The 22,241-nt window shown below is 69.4% G+C and carries 23 protein-coding genes; 5 read left to right on the top strand and 18 right to left on the bottom strand.

The window, feature by feature from the left end; translation table 11 throughout:
* The first annotated feature begins 129 nt into the window (after positions 1-129).
* The 3 genes from ABZ824_RS22515 to ABZ824_RS22525 all read left to right on the top strand — a co-directional run bounded on the left by ABZ824_RS22515 (position 130) and on the right by ABZ824_RS22525 (position 2,434).
* Complete coding sequence (locus ABZ824_RS22515) at positions 130-1,221, top strand: cytochrome c oxidase subunit II (RefSeq protein ID WP_356965235.1); 1,092 nt, start codon at positions 130-132, stop codon at positions 1,219-1,221.
* Between the two features lie 13 nt (positions 1,222-1,234).
* A complete protein-coding gene (locus tag ABZ824_RS22520) occupies positions 1,235-1,651 on the top strand; it encodes a cytochrome c oxidase subunit 4 (RefSeq protein WP_355072918.1) in 417 nt (138 codons plus the stop codon).
* Positions 1,652-1,777: 126 nt separating this feature from the next.
* Positions 1,778-2,434, top strand: coding sequence for a TetR/AcrR family transcriptional regulator (locus ABZ824_RS22525; protein WP_356965148.1), 657 nt, complete (start codon positions 1,778-1,780; stop codon positions 2,432-2,434).
* Here ABZ824_RS22525 and ABZ824_RS22530 read toward each other — a convergent pair.
* The 16 genes from ABZ824_RS22530 to ABZ824_RS22605 all read right to left on the bottom strand — a co-directional run bounded on the left by ABZ824_RS22530 (position 2,431) and on the right by ABZ824_RS22605 (position 17,515).
* Positions 2,431-3,528, bottom strand: a complete 1,098-nt coding sequence (locus tag ABZ824_RS22530; protein ID WP_356965150.1) for a CSLREA domain-containing protein — start codon at positions 3,526-3,528, stop codon at positions 2,431-2,433. The genes ABZ824_RS22525 and ABZ824_RS22530 overlap by 4 nt on opposite strands.
* Positions 3,529-3,816: 288 nt before the next feature.
* The gene (locus tag ABZ824_RS22535; RefSeq protein ID WP_356965151.1) at positions 3,817-4,116 is read right to left on the bottom strand and encodes a YciI family protein; all 300 of its coding nucleotides are present in this window, start codon (positions 4,114-4,116) and stop codon (positions 3,817-3,819) included.
* Positions 4,117-4,215: 99 nt separating this feature from the next.
* Positions 4,216-5,493, bottom strand: coding sequence for an FAD-binding oxidoreductase (locus ABZ824_RS22540; protein ID WP_356965153.1), 1,278 nt, complete (start codon positions 5,491-5,493; stop codon positions 4,216-4,218).
* A 52-nt stretch (positions 5,494-5,545) separates the two neighbouring features.
* Complete coding sequence (locus ABZ824_RS22545; protein ID WP_356965155.1) at positions 5,546-7,111, bottom strand: alkaline phosphatase D family protein; 1,566 nt, start codon at positions 7,109-7,111, stop codon at positions 5,546-5,548.
* Positions 7,112-7,181: 70 nt separating this feature from the next.
* Positions 7,182-7,946 (bottom strand): sporulation protein, encoded by a 765-nt coding sequence (locus tag ABZ824_RS22550; RefSeq protein WP_356965156.1) that lies wholly within the window; start codon positions 7,944-7,946, stop codon positions 7,182-7,184.
* Between the two features lie 72 nt (positions 7,947-8,018).
* Positions 8,019-8,690, bottom strand: a complete 672-nt coding sequence (locus tag ABZ824_RS22555; protein ID WP_356965157.1) for a phosphoribosylanthranilate isomerase — start codon at positions 8,688-8,690, stop codon at positions 8,019-8,021.
* 44 nt (positions 8,691-8,734) lie between these two features.
* Positions 8,735-9,466 carry a lysophospholipid acyltransferase family protein gene (locus ABZ824_RS22560; protein WP_355072936.1) on the bottom strand — a complete coding sequence of 244 codons (732 nt, stop codon included), beginning with the start codon at positions 9,464-9,466 and terminating at the stop codon, positions 8,735-8,737.
* A gap of 178 nt (positions 9,467-9,644) precedes the next feature.
* Complete coding sequence (locus ABZ824_RS22565; protein WP_355072938.1) at positions 9,645-10,655, bottom strand: ROK family protein; 1,011 nt, start codon at positions 10,653-10,655, stop codon at positions 9,645-9,647.
* The gene (locus ABZ824_RS22570) at positions 10,652-11,068 is read right to left on the bottom strand and encodes a hypothetical protein (RefSeq protein ID WP_355072940.1); all 417 of its coding nucleotides are present in this window, start codon (positions 11,066-11,068) and stop codon (positions 10,652-10,654) included. Before ABZ824_RS22570 ends, ABZ824_RS22565 begins: the two co-directional genes overlap by 4 nt.
* Complete coding sequence (locus tag ABZ824_RS22575) at positions 11,058-12,359, bottom strand: ArsA family ATPase (RefSeq protein ID WP_356965236.1); 1,302 nt, start codon at positions 12,357-12,359, stop codon at positions 11,058-11,060. Before ABZ824_RS22575 ends, ABZ824_RS22570 begins: the two co-directional genes overlap by 11 nt.
* Positions 12,356-12,790 (bottom strand): SRPBCC family protein, encoded by a 435-nt coding sequence (locus tag ABZ824_RS22580; protein WP_355072941.1) that lies wholly within the window; start codon positions 12,788-12,790, stop codon positions 12,356-12,358. The genes ABZ824_RS22575 and ABZ824_RS22580 overlap by 4 nt, the downstream gene beginning before the upstream one ends.
* Positions 12,791-12,827: 37 nt before the next feature.
* Positions 12,828-13,211, bottom strand: coding sequence for a polyketide cyclase / dehydrase and lipid transport (locus ABZ824_RS22585; protein ID WP_355072943.1), 384 nt, complete (start codon positions 13,209-13,211; stop codon positions 12,828-12,830).
* A 29-nt stretch (positions 13,212-13,240) separates the two neighbouring features.
* Positions 13,241-14,368, bottom strand: a complete 1,128-nt coding sequence (locus ABZ824_RS22590) for a glycosyltransferase family 4 protein (protein WP_356965159.1) — start codon at positions 14,366-14,368, stop codon at positions 13,241-13,243.
* A gap of 153 nt (positions 14,369-14,521) precedes the next feature.
* The gene (locus ABZ824_RS22595) at positions 14,522-15,514 is read right to left on the bottom strand and encodes a hypothetical protein (protein WP_356965160.1); all 993 of its coding nucleotides are present in this window, start codon (positions 15,512-15,514) and stop codon (positions 14,522-14,524) included.
* A gap of 150 nt (positions 15,515-15,664) precedes the next feature.
* Positions 15,665-16,729 (bottom strand): NlpC/P60 family protein, encoded by a 1,065-nt coding sequence (locus ABZ824_RS22600; protein ID WP_355081455.1) that lies wholly within the window; start codon positions 16,727-16,729, stop codon positions 15,665-15,667.
* A gap of 216 nt (positions 16,730-16,945) precedes the next feature.
* Entirely contained in the window at positions 16,946-17,515 is a 570-nt protein-coding gene (locus ABZ824_RS22605; protein WP_355081457.1) for a C40 family peptidase, read from the bottom strand.
* 596 nt (positions 17,516-18,111) lie between these two features.
* On the opposite strand from ABZ824_RS22605, the gene ABZ824_RS22610 reads away from it, so the two are divergent.
* The gene (locus ABZ824_RS22610; RefSeq protein ID WP_356965161.1) at positions 18,112-19,905 is read left to right on the top strand and encodes a DEDD exonuclease domain-containing protein; all 1,794 of its coding nucleotides are present in this window, start codon (positions 18,112-18,114) and stop codon (positions 19,903-19,905) included.
* A gap of 5 nt (positions 19,906-19,910) precedes the next feature.
* Positions 19,911-20,186, top strand: coding sequence for an Lrp/AsnC ligand binding domain-containing protein (locus tag ABZ824_RS22615; RefSeq protein WP_067800602.1), 276 nt, complete (start codon positions 19,911-19,913; stop codon positions 20,184-20,186).
* Positions 20,187-20,190: 4 nt separating this feature from the next.
* On the opposite strand, the gene ABZ824_RS22620 is transcribed toward ABZ824_RS22615, so the two are convergent.
* A complete protein-coding gene (locus ABZ824_RS22620; protein WP_356965163.1) occupies positions 20,191-20,472 on the bottom strand; it encodes a hypothetical protein in 282 nt (93 codons plus the stop codon).
* 233 nt (positions 20,473-20,705) lie between these two features.
* Positions 20,706-21,767, bottom strand: coding sequence for an anthranilate phosphoribosyltransferase (gene trpD / locus ABZ824_RS22625; protein ID WP_356965164.1), 1,062 nt, complete (start codon positions 21,765-21,767; stop codon positions 20,706-20,708).
* Positions 21,768-22,241 lie beyond the last annotated feature (474 nt).

Raw genomic sequence — 22,241 nt, forward strand, 5'->3', positions numbered from 1 at the left:
TCAGGCGACCCGCGCGCGAATGCGCCGGCCCGGGGAGTGCCCTGATACGAGCTTAGGACGTATCGTCGGGGCCCATCGCAGCCCGGACGATGCACTGTCGGAATGTGTGGCGACCAGGAAGGCGTGAGCGTGGCGCACAAGGCGAGCGAAGAGATCGGGGCACGACCCGCCCGGGGTCGGCAGGGCCGTATCCTTCGGCGGGCCGGGCTGGCGGTGTCCTTGGGGATCACCGCGCTGCTCGTCTCGGGCTGCTCGATCGACACTGTTTGGCTGCGGTTCGGCTGGCCGTCCGGCATCACGCCGCAGGCCACCCGGATGCGGGAGTTGTGGACCTGGTCGGTCATCGCCGCGCTGGCGATGGGCGTGCTGGTCTGGGGTCTGACCTTCTGGACCATCGCGTTCCACCGCAAGAAGGCCGACTCTCCGGAGTTCCCGCGCCAGACCGGCTACAACGTGCCGCTGGAGCTGACCTACACGGCGATTCCGTTTGTCATCATCGCCGTGCTGTTCTACTTCACCGTGGTCGTGCAGAACTACGTGCACGAGAAGGTGGACAACCCCGACGTCACCGTCGACGTGACCGCCTTCCAGTGGAACTGGAAGTTCGGCTACCGCAACGTCGACTTCAAGGACGGCTACCGGTTCGACGGCATCGACACCGCGCGTGAGGCGCTGAACCAGGAGCAGCTCGAGGGGTACAAGGAACGGACCAAGGACGGTCACCCGCAGCCGGGCCCGGTGCACGGCAAGCCGGAGAACGACATCCTCTCCTACCTGCACTACGACAAGGTCGAGACGATCGGCTCGAGCAGCGAGATCCCGGTCCTGGTGCTGCCGACCGGCAAGGTCATCGAGTTCCAGCTCGCCGCCGCCGACGTGATCCACGCCTTCTGGGTGCCGGAGTTCCTGTTCAAGCGCGACGTGATGCCCAACCCGAAGGAAAACCACTCCGACAACGTCTTCCAGATCTCCAAGATCGAGAAGGAAGGCGCGTTCGTCGGCCGCTGCGCCGAGATGTGCGGCACCTTCCACTCGATGATGAACTTCGAGGTCCGCGCCGTCACGCCGGAGAAGTTCACCAAGTACCTGGACGCGCGCCAGGCGGGCAAGACCAACGCCGAGGCGCTCCAGTCCATCGGGGAGTCTCCGGTCGCCACGTCCACCGCGCCGTTCAACACCAGGCGCGACACCAAGAGCGCGGCCTCGGCCGAGAGCAAGTGAGGATTGATCTGACATGAAGATCGAAGCGCGGATTTTCGAACTGCTCACGGTGTTCTTCATCATCATCGCGGGCGTGTACGGCTTCTTCACCGGTCAGTCGCGTACGGGTGTCGAGTGGGCGGGCACCACGGCCATGGTGTTGACCGCGGGTCTGTCGCTGATCATCGGGACCTACTTCCGGTTCGTCGCCCGTCGTCTCGACCTGCGCCCGGAGGACTACGAGGACGCCGAGATCGTCGACGGTGCGGGCGACCTGGGCTTCTTCTCGCCCGGCAGCTTCTGGCCGATCACGCTGGCCGCCGCCGGTTCGGTGACCGCGCTCGGCCTGGCGTTCTTCCAGTTCTGGCTGATCGGCATCGGCGTCGTGTGCGTCCTGACCGCCGCCGCCGGGCTGGTGTTCGAGTACTACCTCGGTCCCGAGAAGCACTGAGCCGAAGATCTGCCGAAACGGCCCCACCGGAAAAAAATCCGGTGGGGCCGTATCGCGTGTGCGACGAGCTGCCGAAGCGGCGGAGTCCGGGGTAGCTCCGGGCCCGCACCTGCTATGAAGGTGCGGGTGGGAGAGAAGTTGCTGGAACCGACCTTGAAGGCGTTACCACACGGACCGCACGGCCTCGCTCGCGACCTGGTGACGGGCTCGCAACGGCAGCGCCTGCTGTACGGGGTCACGGTCGTCGTCGCCGACCGGGGCTACCTCGATGCGACGATCGCGGATATCGCCGCTGCCGCGAAGGTTTCGCGTCGGACGTTCTATCAGCACTTTCCGGACAAGGAAGCCTGCTTCCTCGCGGCGGCCGAGACCGGCCGCGATCTGATGATCGATCATCTCCGGCAGGTCATGAGGCAGATCTCGTCCGAGCCGGTGACGCCACTCGAAGCGCTCCGCCGCGGCATCCGTGAGTACCTCACGCTGCTGCGCGACGAGCCTTCGTTCGCCCGTGCCTTCTACCTCGAAACCACTGTGGCCGGATCGCGCGCGATCGAGTCGTTCGAACGATGCCAGCAGTGGTTCGCCGGATTCATCCGATCGTGGCGTGCGGCAGCGGGCCCCGTCGACTCCACCGTTCCCGATTGCGCGTACCTGGCGGTCACCGACGCGACCAACGAGGCCATCCGCCGAACCCTCCGTGCCGGAGGAGACTTGCTCGAGCTCGAGGAAGCCGTCGTGTACATCCACCGCGCCTTGCTCGGGCCGCCGACGCCCGCCGACTAGGACAGAACTCTGTCGCCGGCCCCGGTGAGGTTGCAGGATGCGTCGTCGCTGGTGTTGCCACCTTCCGAGGCAATTCTCGCGAACACCTCGGCGCAGTTGACCACAGCTGTTCCGGACCTGTTGCCGAGAATCGTGGAGTCCCGCAGGAGGACGGTGCCGAGAGGGACGTCCACCAGGTCGGTCAACCGGCGTGGAAGGGTGTCGAGGTAGGCCGGCGCGACGTTGATGCCACTGCCGCCGTCGGATGCGGTGTTCCCGGTGATCGTCGCGCGATCGAAGGTCACCACGCCCCTTCCCCGAACGTCGACGCCGCCGCCGCGTCCGGCGAATCCGCCAGGGCGGTACCAGACTCCGGGGTCGACCACGTGGTTGTCCGCGATCGTGGTATCGGTGAAGGTGCAGGTGTTGTCGCACCGCACACCGCCCGCCTCGCCCGCGGAATTGCCGGAGATGACCGTATTCCTCGTCTTCAAGTCCGAGCCGGGCACGTTGAAGATGCCGCCGCCGTATCCGGCGCTGTTGCCCTGGACCACGACGTCGTCGAGAACGAGATCCGACGAATTCGCGATGCCGCCCCCGCCGGTGTCGTAGAACGGGATCTCGTGCTGGGCGGCGACTCCGCCGGTCACCGTCAATCCCGCCAACGTCACCGGCGCGGCGACACTGAGCACCCGGTCGATCCCGTCGGCGTCCAGCACTGTTCGGTCGCGACCGGCGCCGCGCAGCGTCGTGGGGGCGGTCAGGTTCAGGTCGCCCGTGGTCGGATCAGGGTTGCGACCCTGTACTTTCCGCTGGTCGGGGGCGATCGTCAACACGTATCGACCGGCGGGAACCACGATTGTGCTGCCTGGACGGGCATTGGCCGTCTGCACCGCGGCGCGCAGCGTGCAGGCGCCGGAGATCGTGCGGCATTGGCCGCTGCCTGGGTCGGCCGCTACGTCGTCCGTCGTGGAGTCCACCGTTATCACACCCGGCGCACCCGCGGTGGGTGAGGTGTCGGCGTCGGCCGCTGCGGGAAAACCGGCCACGGTTCCCGCGACCAGGGCTGAGATGGCGAATGCGCTGATCGCCGCGGCAGATGTGCTCGTCCTCATGAGGTCTCTGATCCGATCACGAACATGGAGTAAGGTACGCCCGCGTATAAGTAGGGAACGTGAGCGTTTACAACTATGTCGCATCAGAACCCGCTACCGGTGGCGTTTCCGGAATTCGGTCCGCAGTCGCTGATCGGCATCGGCGTCGTCCGCATCCTGACAGCCGCGGCGGGGCCGTGTTCGAGAACTACCTCGGGCCCGAGAAGCGCTCAGTCGGAGTTTCACCGAGTGTGAGTGGCGATTCGGCGGTGCGTGCTCGCGAATCAGACCCGCTGTGTCCGGTTCACCTCAGGCTCCGTTGCGGTCGGAGGCCGCGATCACCTCTGGCGCGCCGAGTAGTGGCGTGAACTCCACGACCTCGTGCGTCGCGACGCCGTGGAGCAGGTACGGATCGGTGGCGAGGATCGAGTCGAGCTGATCGCGCGGCATATCGGTGGCCAGGTAGACGCCGCCCACCAGTGGAACGCGGCGTCCCGCCAGCACGAGGCGCCCTTCGGTGATGAGCTGCTCCAGCCAGCGACCGTGAGCGGGGCGCAGGGGGTCCACTTCGGCGAGCGGAACGGTGTAGGTGACGGTCACGACGAACATGAACGCAACGCTAGCGCTGGCCCTGATCGGTGGTCACGGCGATTTCCGGCGGCACGCGCACCAGCGGCCCTCGACCGAGGGACGGTGCGGGCCGAACCGCTACTCGGCTTCGTACCGCAGCGAGTTCTCCGAACGGCAGATCTCCTCGATGCCGGAGACGATGTCGCGCAACTGTTCCGACGGGAGCGCGGCAGGGCGCAGGCGGCAGGTGAAGGTGATCAGGCCGTGGTCTTCGGCGGGCAGGCCGCGGGCGGCGGATTCGGCGCGCAGGTAGCGCGAGCGGACGCCGTAGGTCATCGCGGAGATGACCGTGAAGCAGCCGGTGCGTTCCCGGTGTCCCGAGAACAGATCGTGGAGGCGGTAGAACACCGACGTATAGCTCGACAGGGGCGCGAAAATGCCCACCCGGTAGGCGGGACCACGCTCGGACGAGCTGAGCGCCGTATCGGCCAGATACTCCGCATCGCGGAGGGTTTGCACCTTCGGCGCGAACAGCACCGCGCCCGCGGCCGCGTTGCGCACAGGCATGCCCGCCTTCCCGGGCGCGGCGGAGGCGATGGCGCCCAGCGATTTCCGCGCGCGCGACCCGACCTCGCGCCGGGCGCGCAGTCCCCTGGTGGGCGCGGTGGGGTACAGGCTCGACCACTGCCCGAAGCGCACGGTGCCCAGCTGCACGTGACCGGTGCCGACCGGGCGCGCCACCTTCAGCGGCGCGGTATCGACCCAGCGGCCGACCTGCAGTTCGGCGTTGCCGGGCCGCAAGATCTCCGCATAGGCGTGCTCGACGAAGGAGTCGAAGTCCAGGAACCGGTCGGCGTCGGTGGTCAGCCAGGTGTGTTCCTTGTCGATCTCGATCGCGTCCAGGGTGAGCGCGGTGATGATGCCCGCCCGGCCGCCCGCGCCCAGGATGCGCTGGAACCGTTCGGTGTGGTGGGTGCGCCCGCAGGTGCCGATGCGCCCGTCGGTGTCCACGTACTCCAGATCGACGATCTGGTCGATGAACAGGCCGTGTTTGTGCGAGGCCGCGCTGACGCCGCCGACCGAGGCGAAGCCGCCCGCGGTGATGTCGCGGTGATCGCCGACGACGGGCAGGCCGAGGCCGTGCGCGCCGAGCCTGCGGTCGATATCGGAGAGTTTGGCGCCCGCCTGCACCCGGACGGTGCGCCGGCCCAGGTTGATGTCCAGCACCTGATTCATCCGGCGCAGCGACACCACGGTCGGCTGAGCGGGCAGCGCGAGGCCCTCGTCGAGCAGCTCGCCGCCGCGCACCATCAGCCGTTCCGATCGCCCGCGTGAATCCCGCACCGTGCGAACGACATCGGCGGTATCGCGGGGGAGGTATTCCTCGGCGTTGGAGACAATGTGCGGCGTGCTCATGGCAGAAGAGCTAACCACAGCGCGGCCCGCGCCGCTCCCCCGAAGCGGGGTGTCACCGCGACGCCGGCGCAAGGCTCTTGCTGAACAGGACGGATCCGGCGGCGTCGCACAGATCTACGGTCAGTTCTCTTGACCTTCCGTCGATGCGCACCTCGCCGAAATGCTGGAAGGCGTCCAGTGGCGAGCTGTTCTGCACCGGCGGGGCGTGCACGTAGACCGCCTCCGGACCGAACGTGCCGTCGAGCTGGTTCGGGCCGAACGCGCCCGCGTTGAGCGGACCGGAGACGAACTCCCAGAACTCGTCGAAGTCGGTGAAGGCCGCCCGCTCGGGCGAATAACGGTGCGCCGCCGTGTAGTGCACGTCGGCGGTGAGCCAGACGACGTTGGCCACCTTGTTCGCCTTGATCGACGACAGCACCTGGGCGATCTCGCGTTCCCGGCCCGACGGCGCGCCGGGATCGCCGTTGGCGGGTCCCTCGAAGGCGGTGGTGTTCTTCTGTTCGCCGTCCGGGACGACCAAGCCGAGCGGCAGGTCGTTGGCGATGATCTTCCAGGTGGCGGTGGACTCGCGCAGGCTGTCGACGAGCCACTTCGTCTGCGCCGGACCGAAGATGCGGCCGTCGGGGCCGTTGTTCGCGTTGTTGGCGTCCTTGTTCGCGCGCATGTCCAGCACGAAGACGTCGAGCAGCGGACCGTAGGAGATCTTGCGATACAGGCGGCCGTCCACCGCTTCCCTCGGCTCCAGCGGCATCCACTCGTGGAAGGCCTGCCAGGAACGGGTTGCCAGGGTGTCCATGGCCCGTTCGGTGTAGCCCTTGGACTCGCCGACCAGTCCGCCCGGGTACCAGTTGTTCACCGTCTCGTGGTCGTCCCACTGGACCACTTGGGCGACCGAACTGTTGAAGCGGCGGTAGTTCTCGTCGGTCAGGTTGTAGGCGTAGTTGCCGCGGAACTGGTCGAGAGTCTGCGCGACAGCGCTTTTCGCCTCGCTCACCACATTGCGCCAGATCCGCCCGTCGGGCAGGGCGACCGATTCCCGCAGCGGTCCGTCGGCGTAGATCGAGTCGCCGGAGTGCAGGAACAGATGCGGGTCGCGGGCGGCCATGACGGCGAAGATCCTCATGCCGCCCAGCTCCGGGTTGATGCCGTAGCCCTGGCCCGCGACGTCGCCGGACCACTGGAGCCGGATGTCCGACGCGGCGGTGGGCGCGGTGCGGAAGACGCCGGTGACCGGTTCGGAGGTGGCGCCGTCCTCGCCGCGCAGCGTCACCCGGTAGTGCACCTGCGTTCCGGCGGGCAGGCCGTTGACCCGAACCCGGCCGGTGCCGTCGGAATCGGGTGTGAGCAGCGGTCCGGTGAAACGCTTGGGATCGGTGAACGATTCCGTGGCGGCGGTTTCCACCAGCAAGGTGGCGGGGCGATCGGCGCGGGCCCAGATCAGTGCGCCGTCCGCGCGCGGATCACCCACCGCGACACCGTGTGTGAGCACCGGCCGCCCGCGGACCAGCGCGGGGCCGTTGTCCGGCGAGCATGCCGCCAGTGCAGGGGCCGCCACCAGTCCGAGCGCGGAGGCGCGCAATACGGTGCGCCGGGATGGTCTCGAGTCCGAGCCGGTCATGAGGCAACCCTGACGCAACTACGTCAACGGCGCGTGAACGGGCCGGGTCCGTGTGGACAACAAGCAAGAGTCAGTGCGCCAGGCGCGCTATACGGTGGTGCAGTTCGCCCGCCCAGTCCACGCCGCCCAGGTGCTGGTAGTCCACCCACAGCGCGTCGAACACGTCGCGGCCCTCGGAGAGCCAACCGCCGCGCTTGTCCGCCTCCAGGACCACGCTCATGCCGGTCTCGGTCGGAACGAAAGTCACCTCGAGCTGGTTCAGGCCCGGGTAGTGCGGTGAGCCCGCGAACTCGATCTCCTGGTAGAACGGCAGCGTCTGGGGCGTGTCGTGCACCCGGCCGGATTCCACATCCGCGCTACGCAAATGGAATCCCAAGCGTTCCACCGCTTCCAGCAGCACGTGCTGAGCGGGCAGGGCGCCGACGCCGATCGGGTCGGTGTCGGCGGCGTCCACCGCGCCGTGGATCTCCACGATCGTGCGCAGCGAGACCACCGTGCCGGGCAGGTGTCGTCCGTTGTAGAACGTGATCGGTGTTTCCATCGGCGCGCGGGCCGCGAACCGGAACTCCAGCGGCGCGCCCTCGGGCAGATGCAACGGTCCGTGCACTCCGGTACGTCCGAACGCGACGTCGCGCACGCCCTCGTGATCCTCGTACTCCTGCTCGGCCCTGGTCACGAACTCGACGGCCACCTGGGTGATCTCCTGCGCGACCGCCCCGCCCCGCAAACGGATCACGCCCTCCACCGTGCCCCCGGGCTGCACACCCGGCGTGAACAACTCGGTCTCCACTTCGGCCCCACCGACCCCGGCCACCGCCAACAACTTCTTGAACATGCCCGTACTTTCGCCGCGCCGTCTTACCGAAGGCTTGTCATTACCTTGTCGCTGTGGACGACTCGGCCGAGTCTAGGGCAGCGCCGATCGAGCGGCGGCGACGAAGGCGTCGCAAGCAGCGGGATCCTTGTCGCCGCCGGGGTATTCGACGCCGCTGTTGACGTCGACGGCGTACGGGTGGACCTGTCCGACGGCCGCGGCGACCGTCGCGGGCGTGAGGCCGCCTGCCAGCACGACGGGACGGTCGAACTCGGCCATCGTGCCGACGATGGTGGCGCTGATCGACCAATCGTGTGCGCGTCCGGTGCCGCCCAGCCGGTCGGGAGTGCGCGAATCGAGCAGCACCGCATCGCAATACGGAGCCACGGCGCGTGCGGCGCCGACGGCTTCCGGACCGGTCACGTGTACGGCGGCGAGAACCGGGCGCCCGGCCGCGCGTTCGTGTACCCGGGCGACCACATCGGCGGAGACCAGCCCGTGGACCTGGATCGCGTCCACACCCACCCGGTCGGCCAGTGCGATGATCGCCGCCGGGTCCTCCAGATGTGTGACCAGCACGCGCGTGACGAACGGCGGGGTGGCCGCCGCCAGCGTGGCAGCGCGACGCCGGTCGAGCGCGTCTTCACTGACATGCGTTACGCCCGAGATGAATCCGACCGCGTCGGCGCCCGCGGCGACGGCGGCGCGCAGGTCGGCCTCCGATCGGATGCCACAGATCTTCGTCCGTACGGTCGACGGGCGCACGTCAGCCGGCTCGAGGGGACCCTGATCGTCCTGAGATGGAGTGATCAGCCTGCGGCGGTGTCCGGGATGCGGACGGGGACGGCGGCGGGGTGGCTGCCGCTGGGGACGCCCTTCTTCAGGCTGTGGGCGTAGACGTCGACGTACTCCTGGCCGGTGAGCTGCATGAGCTCGTACATGACCTCGTCGGTGACGGCGCGCTCGACGAAGCGGTTGCCGCCCATGCCGTCGTAGCGGGAGAAGTCGATGGGCTCGCCGAACTTGACTGTCACCTTCCTGCGGCGCCAGCGGAACGGTCCGGGCGGGCTCACCTCGTCGGTGCCGATCACGGCGACCGGGATGACGGGGACGCCGGTCTCCAGCGCCAGGCGGGCCAAGCCGGTCTTGCCCTTGTACAGGCGGCCGTCGGGGGAGCGGGTGCCCTCGGGGTAGAGGCCGACCAGACGGCCCTGGTCGAGCAGCTTGCGGGCGGCGTTGAGCGCGTCCTCGGCGGCGTCGGCGCCGCTGCGATCGATCGGGTACTGGCCCGAGGCGCTGAAGAAGAACTTCTGGAGCCGGCCCTTGATGCCCGGGGTGTTGAAGTACTCGGCCTTGGCGAGGTAGCTGATCCGCCGCGGGCTGAGCAACGGAGCGAACAGCCAGTCGGCGAAGGAGAGATGGTTACCCGCCATGATGGCCGGCCCGTCCGCCGGAATGTTCTCTACGCCTTCGACCGTAGGCCGGTTGTAGAGATGAATGAACGGTCCCAGCAGCACGAACTTCAGCAGCCAGTAGAACATGACGTCCTTCCCCCGGGACCGGGATAGTTGCGGGCACCTGCTTCAATTGCCGACTTTACCGCCGGTGCAAGATCACATCCAACCGCAGCGGCGAATCTCACCACACTTCGGCCCCGACGCCGAGCGATGACGACGACCGGCGTGTCGCGGCAGGCCACGAGGGGTCGTGGCGGCGTGGTCAACGACTGGTCCGCGCGACGCGCGCGGACTTACGCGCGCCCGAGGGCAGTGCCGCCCTCGCGAGGTCGGCCGCGCCGATCATGCCCGCGGCCTCACCCAGTTGGGTGGTTCGTATGCGGGCCAGCGGCCGGTGTCCCGCGCCCGTGATCGCGCGCGCGTACTCTTCGCGCGCCTCGTCCAGGAACAACGGCGCCGAACTGCTCACGCCGCCCGCGATGACCACCAGGTCCGGATCGAAGATGTCGCTGACGAACGCCAGCCCGAGCCCGAGCCAGCGCGCGAAGTCGGCCATCACCCGCACGGCGAGCGGGTCGCCGTCCTGCGCGGCGCCCGCGACCCGCCGTCCGGTCAGCGAGCCGGGATCGCGTGCCACATCCCTGGCCAGCACGGAGCGCAGGGTATCGCTGGCCAGCATCTCGATCGCGGTCTCCGCCAAAGCGGTTCCGCTGCAGTAGCGCTCCCAGCACCCGCGTTTGCCGCATGGACAGGGCCGCCCCTGCGGAACGACTTGCAGATGACCCAGTTCAGGTGCGACGCCGTGCGTGCCCCGATACAGCTGGCCGTCGATCAGCAGGGCGGCGCCGATGCCGGTGCCGATCGCGATAAGCACCACGTTGTGCCCGCCCGCGGCGGCGCCGAACCGATACTCGGCCCACATCGCCGCGTTGGCGTCGTGTTCCAGGATCACCGGCAGTTCCAGCCGTTCGGTGAGACGCTGGGCGACCGGGGCGTCCTGCCAGGGTAGATGCGGGGCGAACCGGACGGTGGAGCGATCGCCGTTGATGAACCCGGCGACCGCGAGGCCGACCGCGCCGATGGGATGCCTGCCGGACAGGTCGCGCACGGCCCGGTCCAGCGCGTCCTCCAGCGCTCGCGCGGAATGCGGCGTCGGCGCCTGGACCGTGTCCAGCACCTCGCCGCTGTCATCGATCACCGACGCCCGAATGTTGGTGCCGCCGACGTCTATTCCGACGGTCAGCGGTCGCGTACCGGCCATCTGGTGCGTCATACCTTGATCGTCACGGGAATGTCGACGTAACGGGGACCGTCGTCGTCCCCCGGCCGGCCATGGCGATGCGGCGCGCCGGTCTCCGGGTCGGCTTCGGTGGGCATGACGGGTTCGACCGGCACTCCGGCCAGCGCCTCGCGCAGCACGGTGACGATCGCGGTGCCGTGATCGGCGACCGCGGCCAGCACGTCGTGGTGCTCCCCGCGCACCAGCGCCGCGGCCGCGCACACCGGGCACCAGCTGCAGCTGGACCACTCGACCTGTCCGTCGGCCGCGCGCCGCAACACGGGCTCGACCCGTTCCAGCACCGCCTCGGCCAGCAGCTTCAGTTCCTCGGCGAATTCGGCGACACCGTCCGGCGCGGTGTGGCCACCGACCTCCTCGCCCCTGGGCGAGTGCGGATCACCGGTCATGGTCGCGACTTTCGGACGCGTGCGCCCAGACCCGCGGATCGGGCCGGAAGCGGACCACCAGGTATCCGTCATCGAGTTCGGCGCCGTCGACCGTGCACCGCCGCAATACCGGCGCCAGGCGCACCCGGCGCCGGACACCGTCCGCTCCCACGATCAAATCGTCCTCCACTCGGCCAAGGCGCAATGTGGCGGCGTCGACCACCGGCAGGTGCATGCGCAGCGCGTACACCGACTGCAATCCGGCGCCGGATTCCAGGAGAACCAGCGGTTCGCCGGAACTCGCGTCGACCTCCGTCTGATTGTCGCTCAGCATAAGCGCAGCGTCCCCGGTGTCGCCCGCCGAGTCCATCGCGTACGACAGCGCGGCCAGCGAGTTCAGCCCGATCGGCTCCGGGCCGGTGTGCCGCGCGATCACCACCGGTATACCCGGCATCGTGCTCCGCAACTCGGCGATGACGTCGGATTGCTCGCCGCGCCGGTTCGAATACCACTGCACCGCCGGATGTTCGGCTCCGTCGGGCGGCGCGAGATCGGGCAGCACCTTGTTCACCACGACGGCGTTCAGCCGCAGGCCCAGCAGCGCCGCGGCGGAGCGCACCCGCTGCGACTCGGCCACCGCGACGCGCTCGGCGAGGGTGACCAGCCGCGCCCGCGTGCGCCGGTGGTCGGCGAGCAGATCGCGAACTTCCGTGACCGCCCGTACGATTCGTTCGACCGTGGCCGCGAGCACGGCGCGCCGCAGGTCGGTGCCGACGGCGCTCATCGCCCGTGCGTGCGGCGGCCATATCCGTTCCACGTAACCCAGCAGCGTGCCCGGCGCGGTGACGATGCGCAGCATGTCCGCCGAGGGCGGGCAGTCGACGACGATCAGATCCCAGTCGTCCTCGTCGGCGAACTGGGCGATCTCCACCAGCATCAGCAGTTCCTGCACGCCGGGCAATCCGGTCAGTTCCGCCGGGTCCAGCGCGGCGAGGTCGAAACCGTGCTCGTGCCCGCGGCCGGCCGAGATCACCCGCACCACGTCGCGGAACCGGTCCTCGAGCAGCGCGAGCGAATCGATCTCGATCACGTCCAGTCCGGGCAGCACGGTGGCGACGCCGGTGACGGTGCCCGGATCGTGCGGGAAACGGAAGCCGAGCGCGTCGCCGAGCGAATGCGCCTGATCCAGCGAGGCGATCAGCACGCGACGGCCCGACCTGGCCTCGGCCATGGCGGTGGCGCACGCGAGCGTGGTCTTGCCCACCCCACCCTTGCCGATGAACAGCTCGACCCGGGTCTTGTGCGCGGTCAGCCTTCGACCCGTTTCTTCAGTTCCTTCAGCGCGGTATCGGTGATCACTTTCTCGGCCTTGCGCTTGAACATGCCGATCATCGGGATGTTCAGGTCGACGGTGAGCGTGTAGACGACCTCGGTGCCGCCGGGCCGATCGATCAGCTCGTAGGTGCCGTTCTGCGCCTTCTGCAACTCGCCGCTGAGCAGCCGCCAGCTGACCGCCTTACGGTCGGCGCGCCACTCGTAGGACAGGACGTAGGTGTCCTTGACCACCCCGGCGTCCAACACGAACCGCGCGGTCTTGGCCAGACCGTCCGGCCCCACCTCCAGCACCTCCACCGACTTCGCCGCGGATACCCACTCGGGATAGGACTCCAGATCGGCGATGACGGACATCACCTGCTGCGACGGGGCCTCGATGACGATCGATCTCTGGGTCCGGTCGGCCATGCGGACAGCGGTTCCTTTCAGCGTCGGTGCTGGTAGATCAAGGCTGGGGCGCGGGACTGACACCGGCGGGGCGGCCCGCCTCCAGGCGGGACTTCACCTCGAACGACATGTTCTTGCCCGCGACCCGGCGCGCCCGGTTGGCGGCGGCGAGCTTGCCCGCGGGCAGCGCGGGCTCCGGCTCGGCGTGCAGGAAGTAGTGCAGGATCACCCCGTCGAGCGCGGGCTCCAGCCATACCTCCATGGTCCCCGTCAGGCCACCGGACACCGACCAGCGGATACCCTTCTCGGCTCGATCCTCACGGACATCCAGGGCCAGGTCGGGCCACCAACGGCGCCAATTGTTCGGTCCCGCCAGCAGCTCGGCCACGGCGGCCCCCGGTGCGGCGACGAAGGTCTGATCTGCGACCTGGATACTGCTCACTCCGCTGAGCGTAGTAGATGCGACGCGGATCACCGCAGCAGCTGTCGCAGGCGCGCGCCCAAGCTGTCCCAGCGCCACTGCTGCTCGACGAACGCGCGGCCCGCCGCGCCCATCCGCGCGGCGGCATCCCGGTCGGACAGAATGTCCACCAGGGCGTCGGCGATCTGCTGCACGGAACGCCCGTCCACCACGCGACCGGTCTTGCCCTCGATCACCGTCTCCGGCGCGCCGCCGGAGTTACCCGCCACCACCGGGACACCGGACGCCGACGCCTCCAGGTAGACGATGCCGAGCCCCTCCACATCCAGCCCCGCGCCCCTGGTCCGGCACGGCATCGCGAAGACGTCCGCCAGCGTGTGATGCGCGGCCAACTCACCGGACGGGACGCGGCCGGTGAACACCACGTCCTCGGTGACGCCCGCGGCGACCGCCAGGGCGCGCAGCTTGTCCTCGAAGGGGCCGCCGCCCGCTATCACCAGGACCGCGCCCGGCACACGCTCGCGGATATCGCGCATCGCCAGGATCAGCGCGTCCTGCCCCTTGCGCGGCACCAGCCTGGACAGGCACAGAATGGTCGGCCGGTCGCCGAGGCGGTATCGTTCGCGCAGCTCGGCCCGCGCGGCCGGATCCGGGCGGAAGACCTCGGAGTCCACCCCGGGCGGCAGATACTCGAGCGCCGCGTTCGAGCCGAACGCGGACGCGAACCGGCGGCGGGTATAGCGGCTGACATAGGTGACCACATCGGTGTGCTCGCCGATGGCACGCAGCGCCTGCCTGGCCCCCGGCAGCATCGACCAGCCGACCTCGTGGCCGTGGGTACTGGCCAGAATCCGTTCGGCGCCCGCGCGACGCAGAGCGGGCGACAGCAGCGCCAGCGGCGCCGCGGCCCCGAACCACACCGTGTCGCACTGCTCGCTGCGCAACAGGCGCGCGGCTCTGCGCAGCACCAGCGGAGTCGGCAGCATCAGCGTGGTGGGATGGCGAATGACCTGGAACTTCTGCCGGGCATCGAACTTCAGATGGCTGTCGCCACGCCAGCGCGGAGCGTAGACCACCAGGTCGTCCGGCGGCAGCTCACCGGCCAACGCCTGCAGATACGACTGGATACCGCCCGGCCGCGGCGGGAAATCATTGGTAACCAGCAGAGTTCGAGCCATGCGCAACAAAATACTGGGTCTGATTTGCAGCGCCTGCGGCGCTGCGTGTTCGCGGCCCCTTTGTCGCTCGAGTTCGCGCGAGCCGGGCCGCGAACGGAACGGGCTCGGTCTCGCTTCGTGCCGCACCGGTGCGCTCGCGGCTGTCGGTAGGGGTCAGGCGGATCGGGTTCGGAGCCACTCGCGCCAGTCGTCGACGAAATCGGCGCGGGGGGTGCCGAGAACTTCGCGGAGGATGCCGTCTTCGGTGGTGGGGTCCTGTTTGCCCGCCGCGATGCGGTGGTAGAGCTGGACGAGGCGGGCTCGGTCGTACTTCTCGGCGACGAAGGCGCAGATCGACCAGGCCTTTTCGTATGTGAAGGCGGCGTCGGGGCCGGAGAAGTCGGTGTCGGGCGGCAGATCCTCGGGGATCCGGCCCGCGTGGGCATGCGCGGTGAGCGTGGGAGCGATGTCGGAGAACCGCTGGTCCTCCCCGTGGTGCGCGGTGTAGTCGGCGAAACCCTCCAGCATCCACAGCGGGGCGCCGTCGACGGTGTCGGCGCGAGCGGCGATGTGGGTGAGTTCATGCCGCAGCAGGGTGGCCATGCCCTCGGGATCGAGGCGGCGTCCGGTGTCGGGGCCGAAGACGACGCGCTGGCCGGTGGGCCGACTGCCCGCCGTGAACGGATCGGCGACGGAGGCGGCGGCGACTTCGGCGGGCAGGAGACCGGGTGAGCGCAGCAGGGCCGCGAACTCGGAGGGCGACGAGGCGACGACGACCAGCGCGGACTGCGCCCAGCCGGGACCCCAGACGTCGGTCACCGCGGCGGTGGCCTCGGCGAGTTCACGTTCCAGCACGTCGATTTCGATCCGCTGGTCGGGATGGCCGACGACCAGGGATCGTGCCCCGTCTCCGGTCGGCACCTGGCGGGCGATGATCGACCCGAACGGTTCGACGATGCGCCGCACCTCGGCCAGCCGGGGATCGGCGGCCGCCGCCTGACCCACCGCCTCGGTCGCTCCCGGCTCCGCGGCCCGCAGTTTCGGCAGCACCGTGTTCGGCAACATGATCAGCGCGACGCACACGCCGGTGAGTGCCACCACCATCGCGACGGTGAGACAGAACTCGAAGCGTCGCCGGGCCGAGCACCACGCGCGCAATCTCCGCATGCCGTTCATCGGCGCGCCCCGGCGGGGGATACGGCTGTGCGGCCGACGGGGTAGGCGCCGCGCCGCCCGCCCGGGTGGGTCACCGTTGCCCGTCGCGGGTTGGCTGGGCTATGAGTACTGCGGTGCCGCTGGTTGGCTCGCTCACGGCCTCTAGTATCGCCGAGCCGAATGGAACGGCGTCGAGCTCATGGGTGCGACCGCGACGGGCACGCCGAAGGTGGAGGCGTGCAGCATGAGCCCGTTGCCCGCGTAGATGCCGACGTGCGAGATGTCGGAGTAGAAGAACACGACGTCGCCGGGCTGCAGATCCTCCTTGGCCACGGGCGTGCCGTAGGTGGCCTGCTGCGAGCTCGTCCGAGGCACGTTCTTGCCGACCTGCTTGAACGCCCACTGGACGAGGCCGGAGCAGTCGAACTGGTCCGGACCGGTGGCGCCCCAGACGTAAGGGTCGCCGATCCGGGTGAGACCGGCCGCCAGCGCGCTGGTCCCGCTGCCGGGGACGAGGCCCTGCAAGAGACTGTCCCGGTCGAAGCCGGGCGGGAACGGCGATCCGGCGAGGGCCGACTTGTCCTTGGCCGACAGCGACCCCCAGGCCTGCACCACCTGGGCGATGGCGCCGCCGAGGTCGCTGCGCTTGTGCTCCAGTTCGATGCGCACCGCCTCGGCTTTCTGCGCGGCGGAACGGGCGGCGTCGGCGGCGGTGCGGGCCGCCGATTCGGCGGCGGTCGCGGCGTCGGTGGCCTTCGAGTAGTGGTCGAGCTGCTCGGAGGTCTGCGCGGACACCACGTCCAGCGTGGACATCTGGTCGAGCAGTTGCTGCGGTGAGTCGCTGACCAGCACGGCGAACAGGCGGTTGGTGCGGGCGCCCTGGTAGGCGGCGATCGCGGTGCGGTCGATGACCGGCCGATACCGGCGGATCTCGTCCCTGGCTTGGTTCACCAGGTCGGTGCTGGCGGCCAGCCGAGCGTCGGCGTCACGCTGGACGGCGAGCTTCGCGTCCAACTCGGCTTCCACGCCCAGAGCTTGCTGGTTGAGCTGTTCGGACTGACGAGACAGATCGATCATCCGCTGCACCGCCTCCGTGGCGGTGGAGGGAAGCGCCACCGGATCCGCTCCGGCCGGGCCGCCGCCGTAGAGACCGGCGGCCAGCAGTCCGGCTGCCAGCGTCCCTCCCACCAGACGTTTGGTCTGCTGTCCCCGGTGATGCTCAGCCACAGCCCGCGGTGCCCCGTTCTCTCGTGCAGCGATCTCTCGCGAAACCGACGCGGAAGCCTTCGACGAACCCCGAGGTTTGCGCCGGGCGAATCCGGGGTAATCGGTGGAAGGTCTCGGTTAGGTTACGGAACGGCCCTCATCGATGTCCAGTAGAGAACGAATTGATCACAGGGCCGTGGTGCGGTCGGGCCGCGATCTCGCGGCCCGACCAGCTGCTTAGAAGCGGCGAGCGCCTGCGATCGGCATGGAGGAGATCGGCGCCACCTTCACGGGCTGGCCCGAGGTGGACGCGTGCACGACGTTGCCGTCACCGGCGTAGAGGCCGGAGTGGCCGCCGCCGTAGAACGAGACGAGGTCGCCAGGTCGCAGATCGTCCAGGGACACGGGGCTGCCCGCGGCGAGCTGGGCGCCGCTGGTGCGCGGCAGTTCGATGCCCGCCTGGCGGTAGGACCACTGGACCAGGCCGGAGCAGTCGAACGCGTCCGGGCCCGCGGCGCCGTAGACGTACGGCGAGCCGACCTTGCTCAGGGCGGCGTCCAGCGCGATGTCGCCGGAGGCCTTGGGTGCGACGAAGGGCAGGGGAGCGGGGCCGGGCAGCTCGACGCCCGGAATGCCCGGCGGAACCGGCAGCTCGTTCGGAACGTCGAAGGTTCCCACGCCGGGGACGGTCACCGGCTGGGCCGACGCGGGGGCTGCGGGCAGCAGGAACGCGCCGATGGTGGCAGCGCCGACGGCCCCGGCGGCAACAGCGCGCTTCGCCTGACGCTTGGCGGCGTTTGTCGTCATGATGCGGTACTCCCAATCTGCCTCACGACGCCGCACCCGGTGGTGCCGCGGACTTCGTCGGCGCCGCACCGGTCGGCGCGGCGGGACTCCGTGAGGTCTCGAAAAGGTTACGAACACATCACGGTCGTTTGTAAAGCGTCGGCGAAGCGAAATGGGGTTGCTCAACAATTTCACCGGCTAATGGATGTGAGATACGTCCCACCGAATCACGAAAAGATAACGGCGGAGTAATCGTGCGAGAGCGCGCGTTCGAGCAGGGTCGCGCGGTGGGGGGGACCGGTCGGCTACCCCGGGTGGGTCTGCGGGGTGTTTTCCCAGGTGGTGGCGGGTAATGTGCCATAGATTCCGATATGGTCGCTCGTTCGTACACCGTAGAGCCAGGGGTGGTCGACACGCCCAAGGGCGGGAGATCGCTTTTCGCGGGACTCGCCGCAATGTTTGATACAGTTTTGAACCTTATGTGATCTGGGTCTCTTTTTCGCATTTCTAGATCATTTGCCGGGTATCGCCCCGAAATCTCCACGGTGTCATTCGGACATTTCGTGGCGTACTCGCGTGCTCGGTTCCTGTCGGACCGTGGCCCTACGCTGCTCGCCGTGTCCGATCCAGTGCCGCGCCCGGCCGTCCAGCAGCTGGCTTTCGACGAGCTCGACACTCCCCTGTACGACACGACTTTCGTGGTCGTGGACCTGGAGACCACCGGGACCAGTCCCGGGGCCGACGGCATCACCGAGATCGGAGCGGTGAAGGTGCGCGGCGGGGAGGTGCTCGGCGAATTCGCGACACTGGTCAACCCGGGACGAGCGATACCGCCCGCGATCGTGCACGTCACGGGCATCACCACCGCGATGGTGTACGCCGCGCCGCGCATCGAGGCGGTGCTGCCCGGCTTCCTGGAGTTCGCCGCGGGCGCGGTGCTGGTCGCGCACAACGCACGGTTCGACATGGCGTTCCTGCGTGCCGCCGCGGCGCAGTGCGACACCGCATGGCCGGCCGCGCAGGTGCTGTGCACCGTGAAACTGGCGCGACGGGTGCTCGGGCGCGACGAGGCGCCTTCCGTGCGGCTGGGTTCGCTGGCCCGGCTGCTCGGCGCCACCACGCAGCCGACGCACCGGGCACTGCAAGACGCGCGCGCGACCGTCGACGTGCTGCACGCCCTGATCGCGCGGGTCGGGAACCAAGGCGTCCACAGTCTCACCGAGCTGCTCGACTACCTGCCCGACGTCACGCCCCGGCAGCGCTCCAAACGCGTCCTCGCGGCCGATCTCCCCGCCGCTCCGGGGGTGTATCTGTTCCGCGGTCCCTCGGACGAAGTCCTATATATAGGCACGGCTGTGAACCTGCGCCGCCGCGTCCGTAACTACTTCACCGGTTCGGAGACCAGAGGGCGGATGAAAGAGATGGTCTCGCTGGCGATTCGGGTCGACCACGTGGTGTGCGCGCACGCGCTCGAGGCGGGGGTGCGCGAACTGCGGCTGTTGGTGGCGCACACCCCGCCCTACAACCGCCGGTCGAAATTCCCGAAACGGGCCTGGTGGCTCACTCTCACCGACGAGCCGTTCCCGCGGTTCTCGGTGGTGCGCGAGCCCGGCCGGGACGCGTTGGGGCCGTTCAACTCCCGCAACGACGCTGCCGACCTGGGCGTGATCATCGCCGAATTCACCGGGTTGCGCACCTGCACGGCACGGTTGTCCAGGAACGCGGCGCACGAGTGCCCGCCCGCCCTGGTCGGCGGATGTCCAGCGGGGTCCGAGGGAAAGCCGCTGGACATGGCGCAGTACGCGCCCGCGCCCGCGCTCGTGCGCGCGTTGTTCGCCGGGCGCAGCGACGCGCCGATCCGGTTCATGCTCGACCGCATCGAAACTCATTCGCGCGCGGAACATTTCGAGGCGGCGGCGCGGCTGCGCGATCGCGCGGCGCGATTGGTGCGCGCGCTGCGGCGCACCCAGCGACTGGCCGCGGTGGCGCGCATCGCCGAGATGATCGCCGCGCATCCCGACGGTGACGGCGGGTGGGAGTTCGCGGTCATCCGGTACGGCCGCCTGGCCGGCTCCGGTACCGCCCAGAGGGGCGTGCCGCCGATGCCCATCGTGGAGCAGATCGTGGCCGCCGCCGAAACAGTGGTTCCGGCCGGGGTTGCCGGACCGCATGTGCAGGACCACGCCAGGTCTCCGGTCGAGAACGCCCCGCCTTTACGCGGCGCGTCCCCCGAGGAAGTGGCGCTGGTCGTACGCTGGCTGGCCCGGCCCGGCGTCCGCATCGTGCGGACCACGGACGGGTATCACGAGCCGCTCTTCGGCGCGGCGCGCTGGCTGGGCTGGGCGGAACTGGCCGACGCGGCGGTCCGCGCCCAACCGACCGAGGAAGGTTATCTGGACCGCTTAGGCTGAGCGTCATGATTACCGCGATCGTCCTGATCCACGCCGACAACGGCCGCATCCCGGAGACCGCGCAGGCGGTCGCGGACACCGACGGCGTCGCCGAGGTCTACTCCTGCGCGGGTGACGTGGACCTGATCGCGATCGTGCGGGTACGTGACCACGAGCAGATCGCCGATGTGGTGACCGGCCGGATCGACAAGACACCGGGTGTCCTGCGCACCACGACCCATATCGCGTTCAAGTCGTATTCGCGCGCCGAAGTGGAGGCGGCGTTCTCGCTCGGCGAATAGTCCCTCAGTCCCGCACCCGAACACTGCGCACGGCGAAATAGGCGCCGTCGTTCGGTGGCAGCACGACGACGTCGCCCGAGCAGTCCGGCGACTCGTACAAGTGCGCGACGCCGTCGGTGCGGTTGCGGATCTCCACGTCGGACCCGTCGCCGACCTCGACGCAGCCGACCGGGTTCTCGTACACGACGCCGTCGGCGAACAAAACGCCTCCGGCCGCATTCGCTCCTGGGGCGGCGGCGATGCCTGCGGTGGTGAGGACGGCGAGTAGCGGAACAAAAAGTCGCATGTCGGTGCTCCTCGTCGGTCGAACCGATCGGCGCGGTGCCCGACTCGGCATGCGCCGAATTGTCCGGCCGACGTTACCGGCCGCGACGATCCCGGCCGCGGCCCTCGCTCAGGTCAGCGTGTCGGCGCATGTCCCCAGCGGCGATGTCGGAGCATCGGCACGGCCAGGTCGGCGCGGAAGCCGCGGCAGCGTGCACGAGCCGGGCATCGCTGCGGGCACCGAGCCAGCCCGCGTCAGTTGTCGCCGAGCGTCTGCGTCAACTTCGCCCAGCGCTCCAGCAACGCCGTGGCGGCGCCCGTGTCGATCGCCTCGGCGGCGCGCTCGACGCCCGCCGCGAGCGCGGCGTGTAGGTCGGCGTCCGGATCGCCCGCGCCGCGCGACCAGTCGTAGGTCAGGATCGCGGCGGCCGAATTCAGCAGGACCGCGTCCCGGACCGCGCCACCGCGACCGGCGAGCACGTCGCGGGCCACGCCCGCGTTCACCTCGCTGTCGCCGCCGCGCAGCGCGTCCAGATCGACCCGCGGGATGCCGATGCGGGTCGGATCGATGGTGGTTCGGCGCGTTCGTCCACCCGACACGATCCACGCCTCGGTGGTGTCCGAGGTGGTGATCTCGTCGAGGCCGTCGTTGCCGCGCACCACCAGCGCGCTCGCGCCGCGTTCGGCGAACACGCCCGCGATCACGGGCAGCAGGTCGGCGAACGCGCAGCCGACCAGCCCGGCGCGCGGCTGCGCGGGGTTGGTCAGCGGCCCCAGCACATTGAAGACGGTCGGGATGCCGATCTGGCTGCGCGCCGCGCCCGCGTACCTCAGGGCGGGATGGAACACGGCCGCGAAGCAGAAACCGATGCCGACTTCCCGCACACAGCGAGCCACCGCCTCGGGACCGAGCGCGAGCTTCACGCCCAGCGCCTCCAGCACATCGGCGCCGCCGCTCTTCGATGACGCGGCCCGGTTTCCGTGCTTGACCACGGGTACCCCGGCCGCGGACACCACGATCGAGGACATGGTGGAGATGTTCACCGAGCCGGACCGGTCACCGCCGGTGCCGACGATGTCGACCGCGTCGCCATCGATCCGCACCAGCCGGGCGTGCTCGAGCATGCCGCTGGCCAGGCCGGTCAGCTCGGCGGGCGTGGGGCCCTTGATCTTCATGGCGACGCCGAACGCGGCGATCTGCGCGGGGGTGGCGTTGTCGGACATGATCTCGCTCATCGCCCACGCCGTGTCGTCCGCGGCCAGGTCGCCACCGTCGGCGAGGGTTCCGAGCACCTGGGGCCAGCTGCGCACGCTCATTCCACACTTCTCCCGTCACACTGGTTCGCGCACCAGTTTGTCCGCAAGCAGCCTAGCTGTGTTAGTTCTTCCAGCGCCTGCGGCGCTGGGTGTTCGCGGCCCCTTTATGGCTCGCGTGTGCGCGACCGCCGCTTGCTCCTTCGTCGCCTACGCGGCGGCCGCGCACACGCGAGCCGGGCCGCGAACGGCGCATGCTCGGTCTCGCTTCGCTCGAAAGACGTGGTTGGGGTGCGCTGGGCGCGTTGGTGGTCGAGGCCGGGGCGGGGCGCGCGGTTCGGGAGTTGTGCTGGCTCGGCCACGGCTTCATCGCGCGTGAGTTGTCGCCCCCTTTGTGGCTCGCGAACGGCGGATGCTCGGTCTCGCTTCGCTCGAAAGACGTGGTTGGGGTGCGCTGGGCGCGTTGGTGGTCGAAGTCGGGCGGGGCGGGCGGTTCGGGAGTTGTGTTCGCTCGGCCACGGCTTCGTCACACGTGCG

The sequence above is a fragment of the Nocardia sp. NPDC047038 genome (genome assembly GCF_040644075.1).
GTDB classification, from domain to species: domain Bacteria; phylum Actinomycetota; class Actinomycetes; order Mycobacteriales; family Mycobacteriaceae; genus Nocardia; species Nocardia sichangensis.

Excerpts from the sequence above, each read along its gene's own strand:
- ABZ824_RS22520 (WP_355072918.1), top strand. The coding sequence starts at position 1,235 with ATGAAGATCGAAGCGCGGATTTTCGAACTGCTCACGGTGTTCTTCATC.
- ABZ824_RS22530 (WP_356965150.1), bottom strand. The coding sequence starts at position 3,528 with ATGAGGACGAGCACATCTGCCGCGGCGATCAGCGCATTCGCCATCTCA.
- ABZ824_RS22535 (WP_356965151.1), bottom strand. The coding sequence starts at position 4,116 with ATGTTCGTCGTGACCGTCACCTACACCGTTCCGCTCGCCGAAGTGGAC.
- ABZ824_RS22540 (WP_356965153.1), bottom strand. The coding sequence starts at position 5,493 with ATGAGCACGCCGCACATTGTCTCCAACGCCGAGGAATACCTCCCCCGC.
- ABZ824_RS22545 (WP_356965155.1), bottom strand. The coding sequence starts at position 7,111 with ATGACCGGCTCGGACTCGAGACCATCCCGGCGCACCGTATTGCGCGCC.
- ABZ824_RS22550 (WP_356965156.1), bottom strand. The coding sequence starts at position 7,946 with ATGTTCAAGAAGTTGTTGGCGGTGGCCGGGGTCGGTGGGGCCGAAGTG.
- ABZ824_RS22560 (WP_355072936.1), bottom strand. The coding sequence starts at position 9,466 with ATGTTCTACTGGCTGCTGAAGTTCGTGCTGCTGGGACCGTTCATTCAT.
- ABZ824_RS22565 (WP_355072938.1), bottom strand. The coding sequence starts at position 10,655 with ATGACGCACCAGATGGCCGGTACGCGACCGCTGACCGTCGGAATAGAC.
- ABZ824_RS22570 (WP_355072940.1), bottom strand. The coding sequence starts at position 11,068 with ATGACCGGTGATCCGCACTCGCCCAGGGGCGAGGAGGTCGGTGGCCAC.
- ABZ824_RS22580 (WP_355072941.1), bottom strand. The coding sequence starts at position 12,790 with ATGGCCGACCGGACCCAGAGATCGATCGTCATCGAGGCCCCGTCGCAG.
- ABZ824_RS22590 (WP_356965159.1), bottom strand. The coding sequence starts at position 14,368 with ATGGCTCGAACTCTGCTGGTTACCAATGATTTCCCGCCGCGGCCGGGC.
- ABZ824_RS22595 (WP_356965160.1), bottom strand. The coding sequence starts at position 15,514 with ATGCGGAGATTGCGCGCGTGGTGCTCGGCCCGGCGACGCTTCGAGTTC.
- ABZ824_RS22605 (WP_355081457.1), bottom strand. The coding sequence starts at position 17,515 with ATGACGACAAACGCCGCCAAGCGTCAGGCGAAGCGCGCTGTTGCCGCC.
- ABZ824_RS22615 (WP_067800602.1), top strand. The coding sequence starts at position 19,911 with ATGATTACCGCGATCGTCCTGATCCACGCCGACAACGGCCGCATCCCG.
- ABZ824_RS22620 (WP_356965163.1), bottom strand. The coding sequence starts at position 20,472 with ATGCGACTTTTTGTTCCGCTACTCGCCGTCCTCACCACCGCAGGCATC.
- trpD (WP_356965164.1), bottom strand. The coding sequence starts at position 21,767 with ATGAGCGTGCGCAGCTGGCCCCAGGTGCTCGGAACCCTCGCCGACGGT.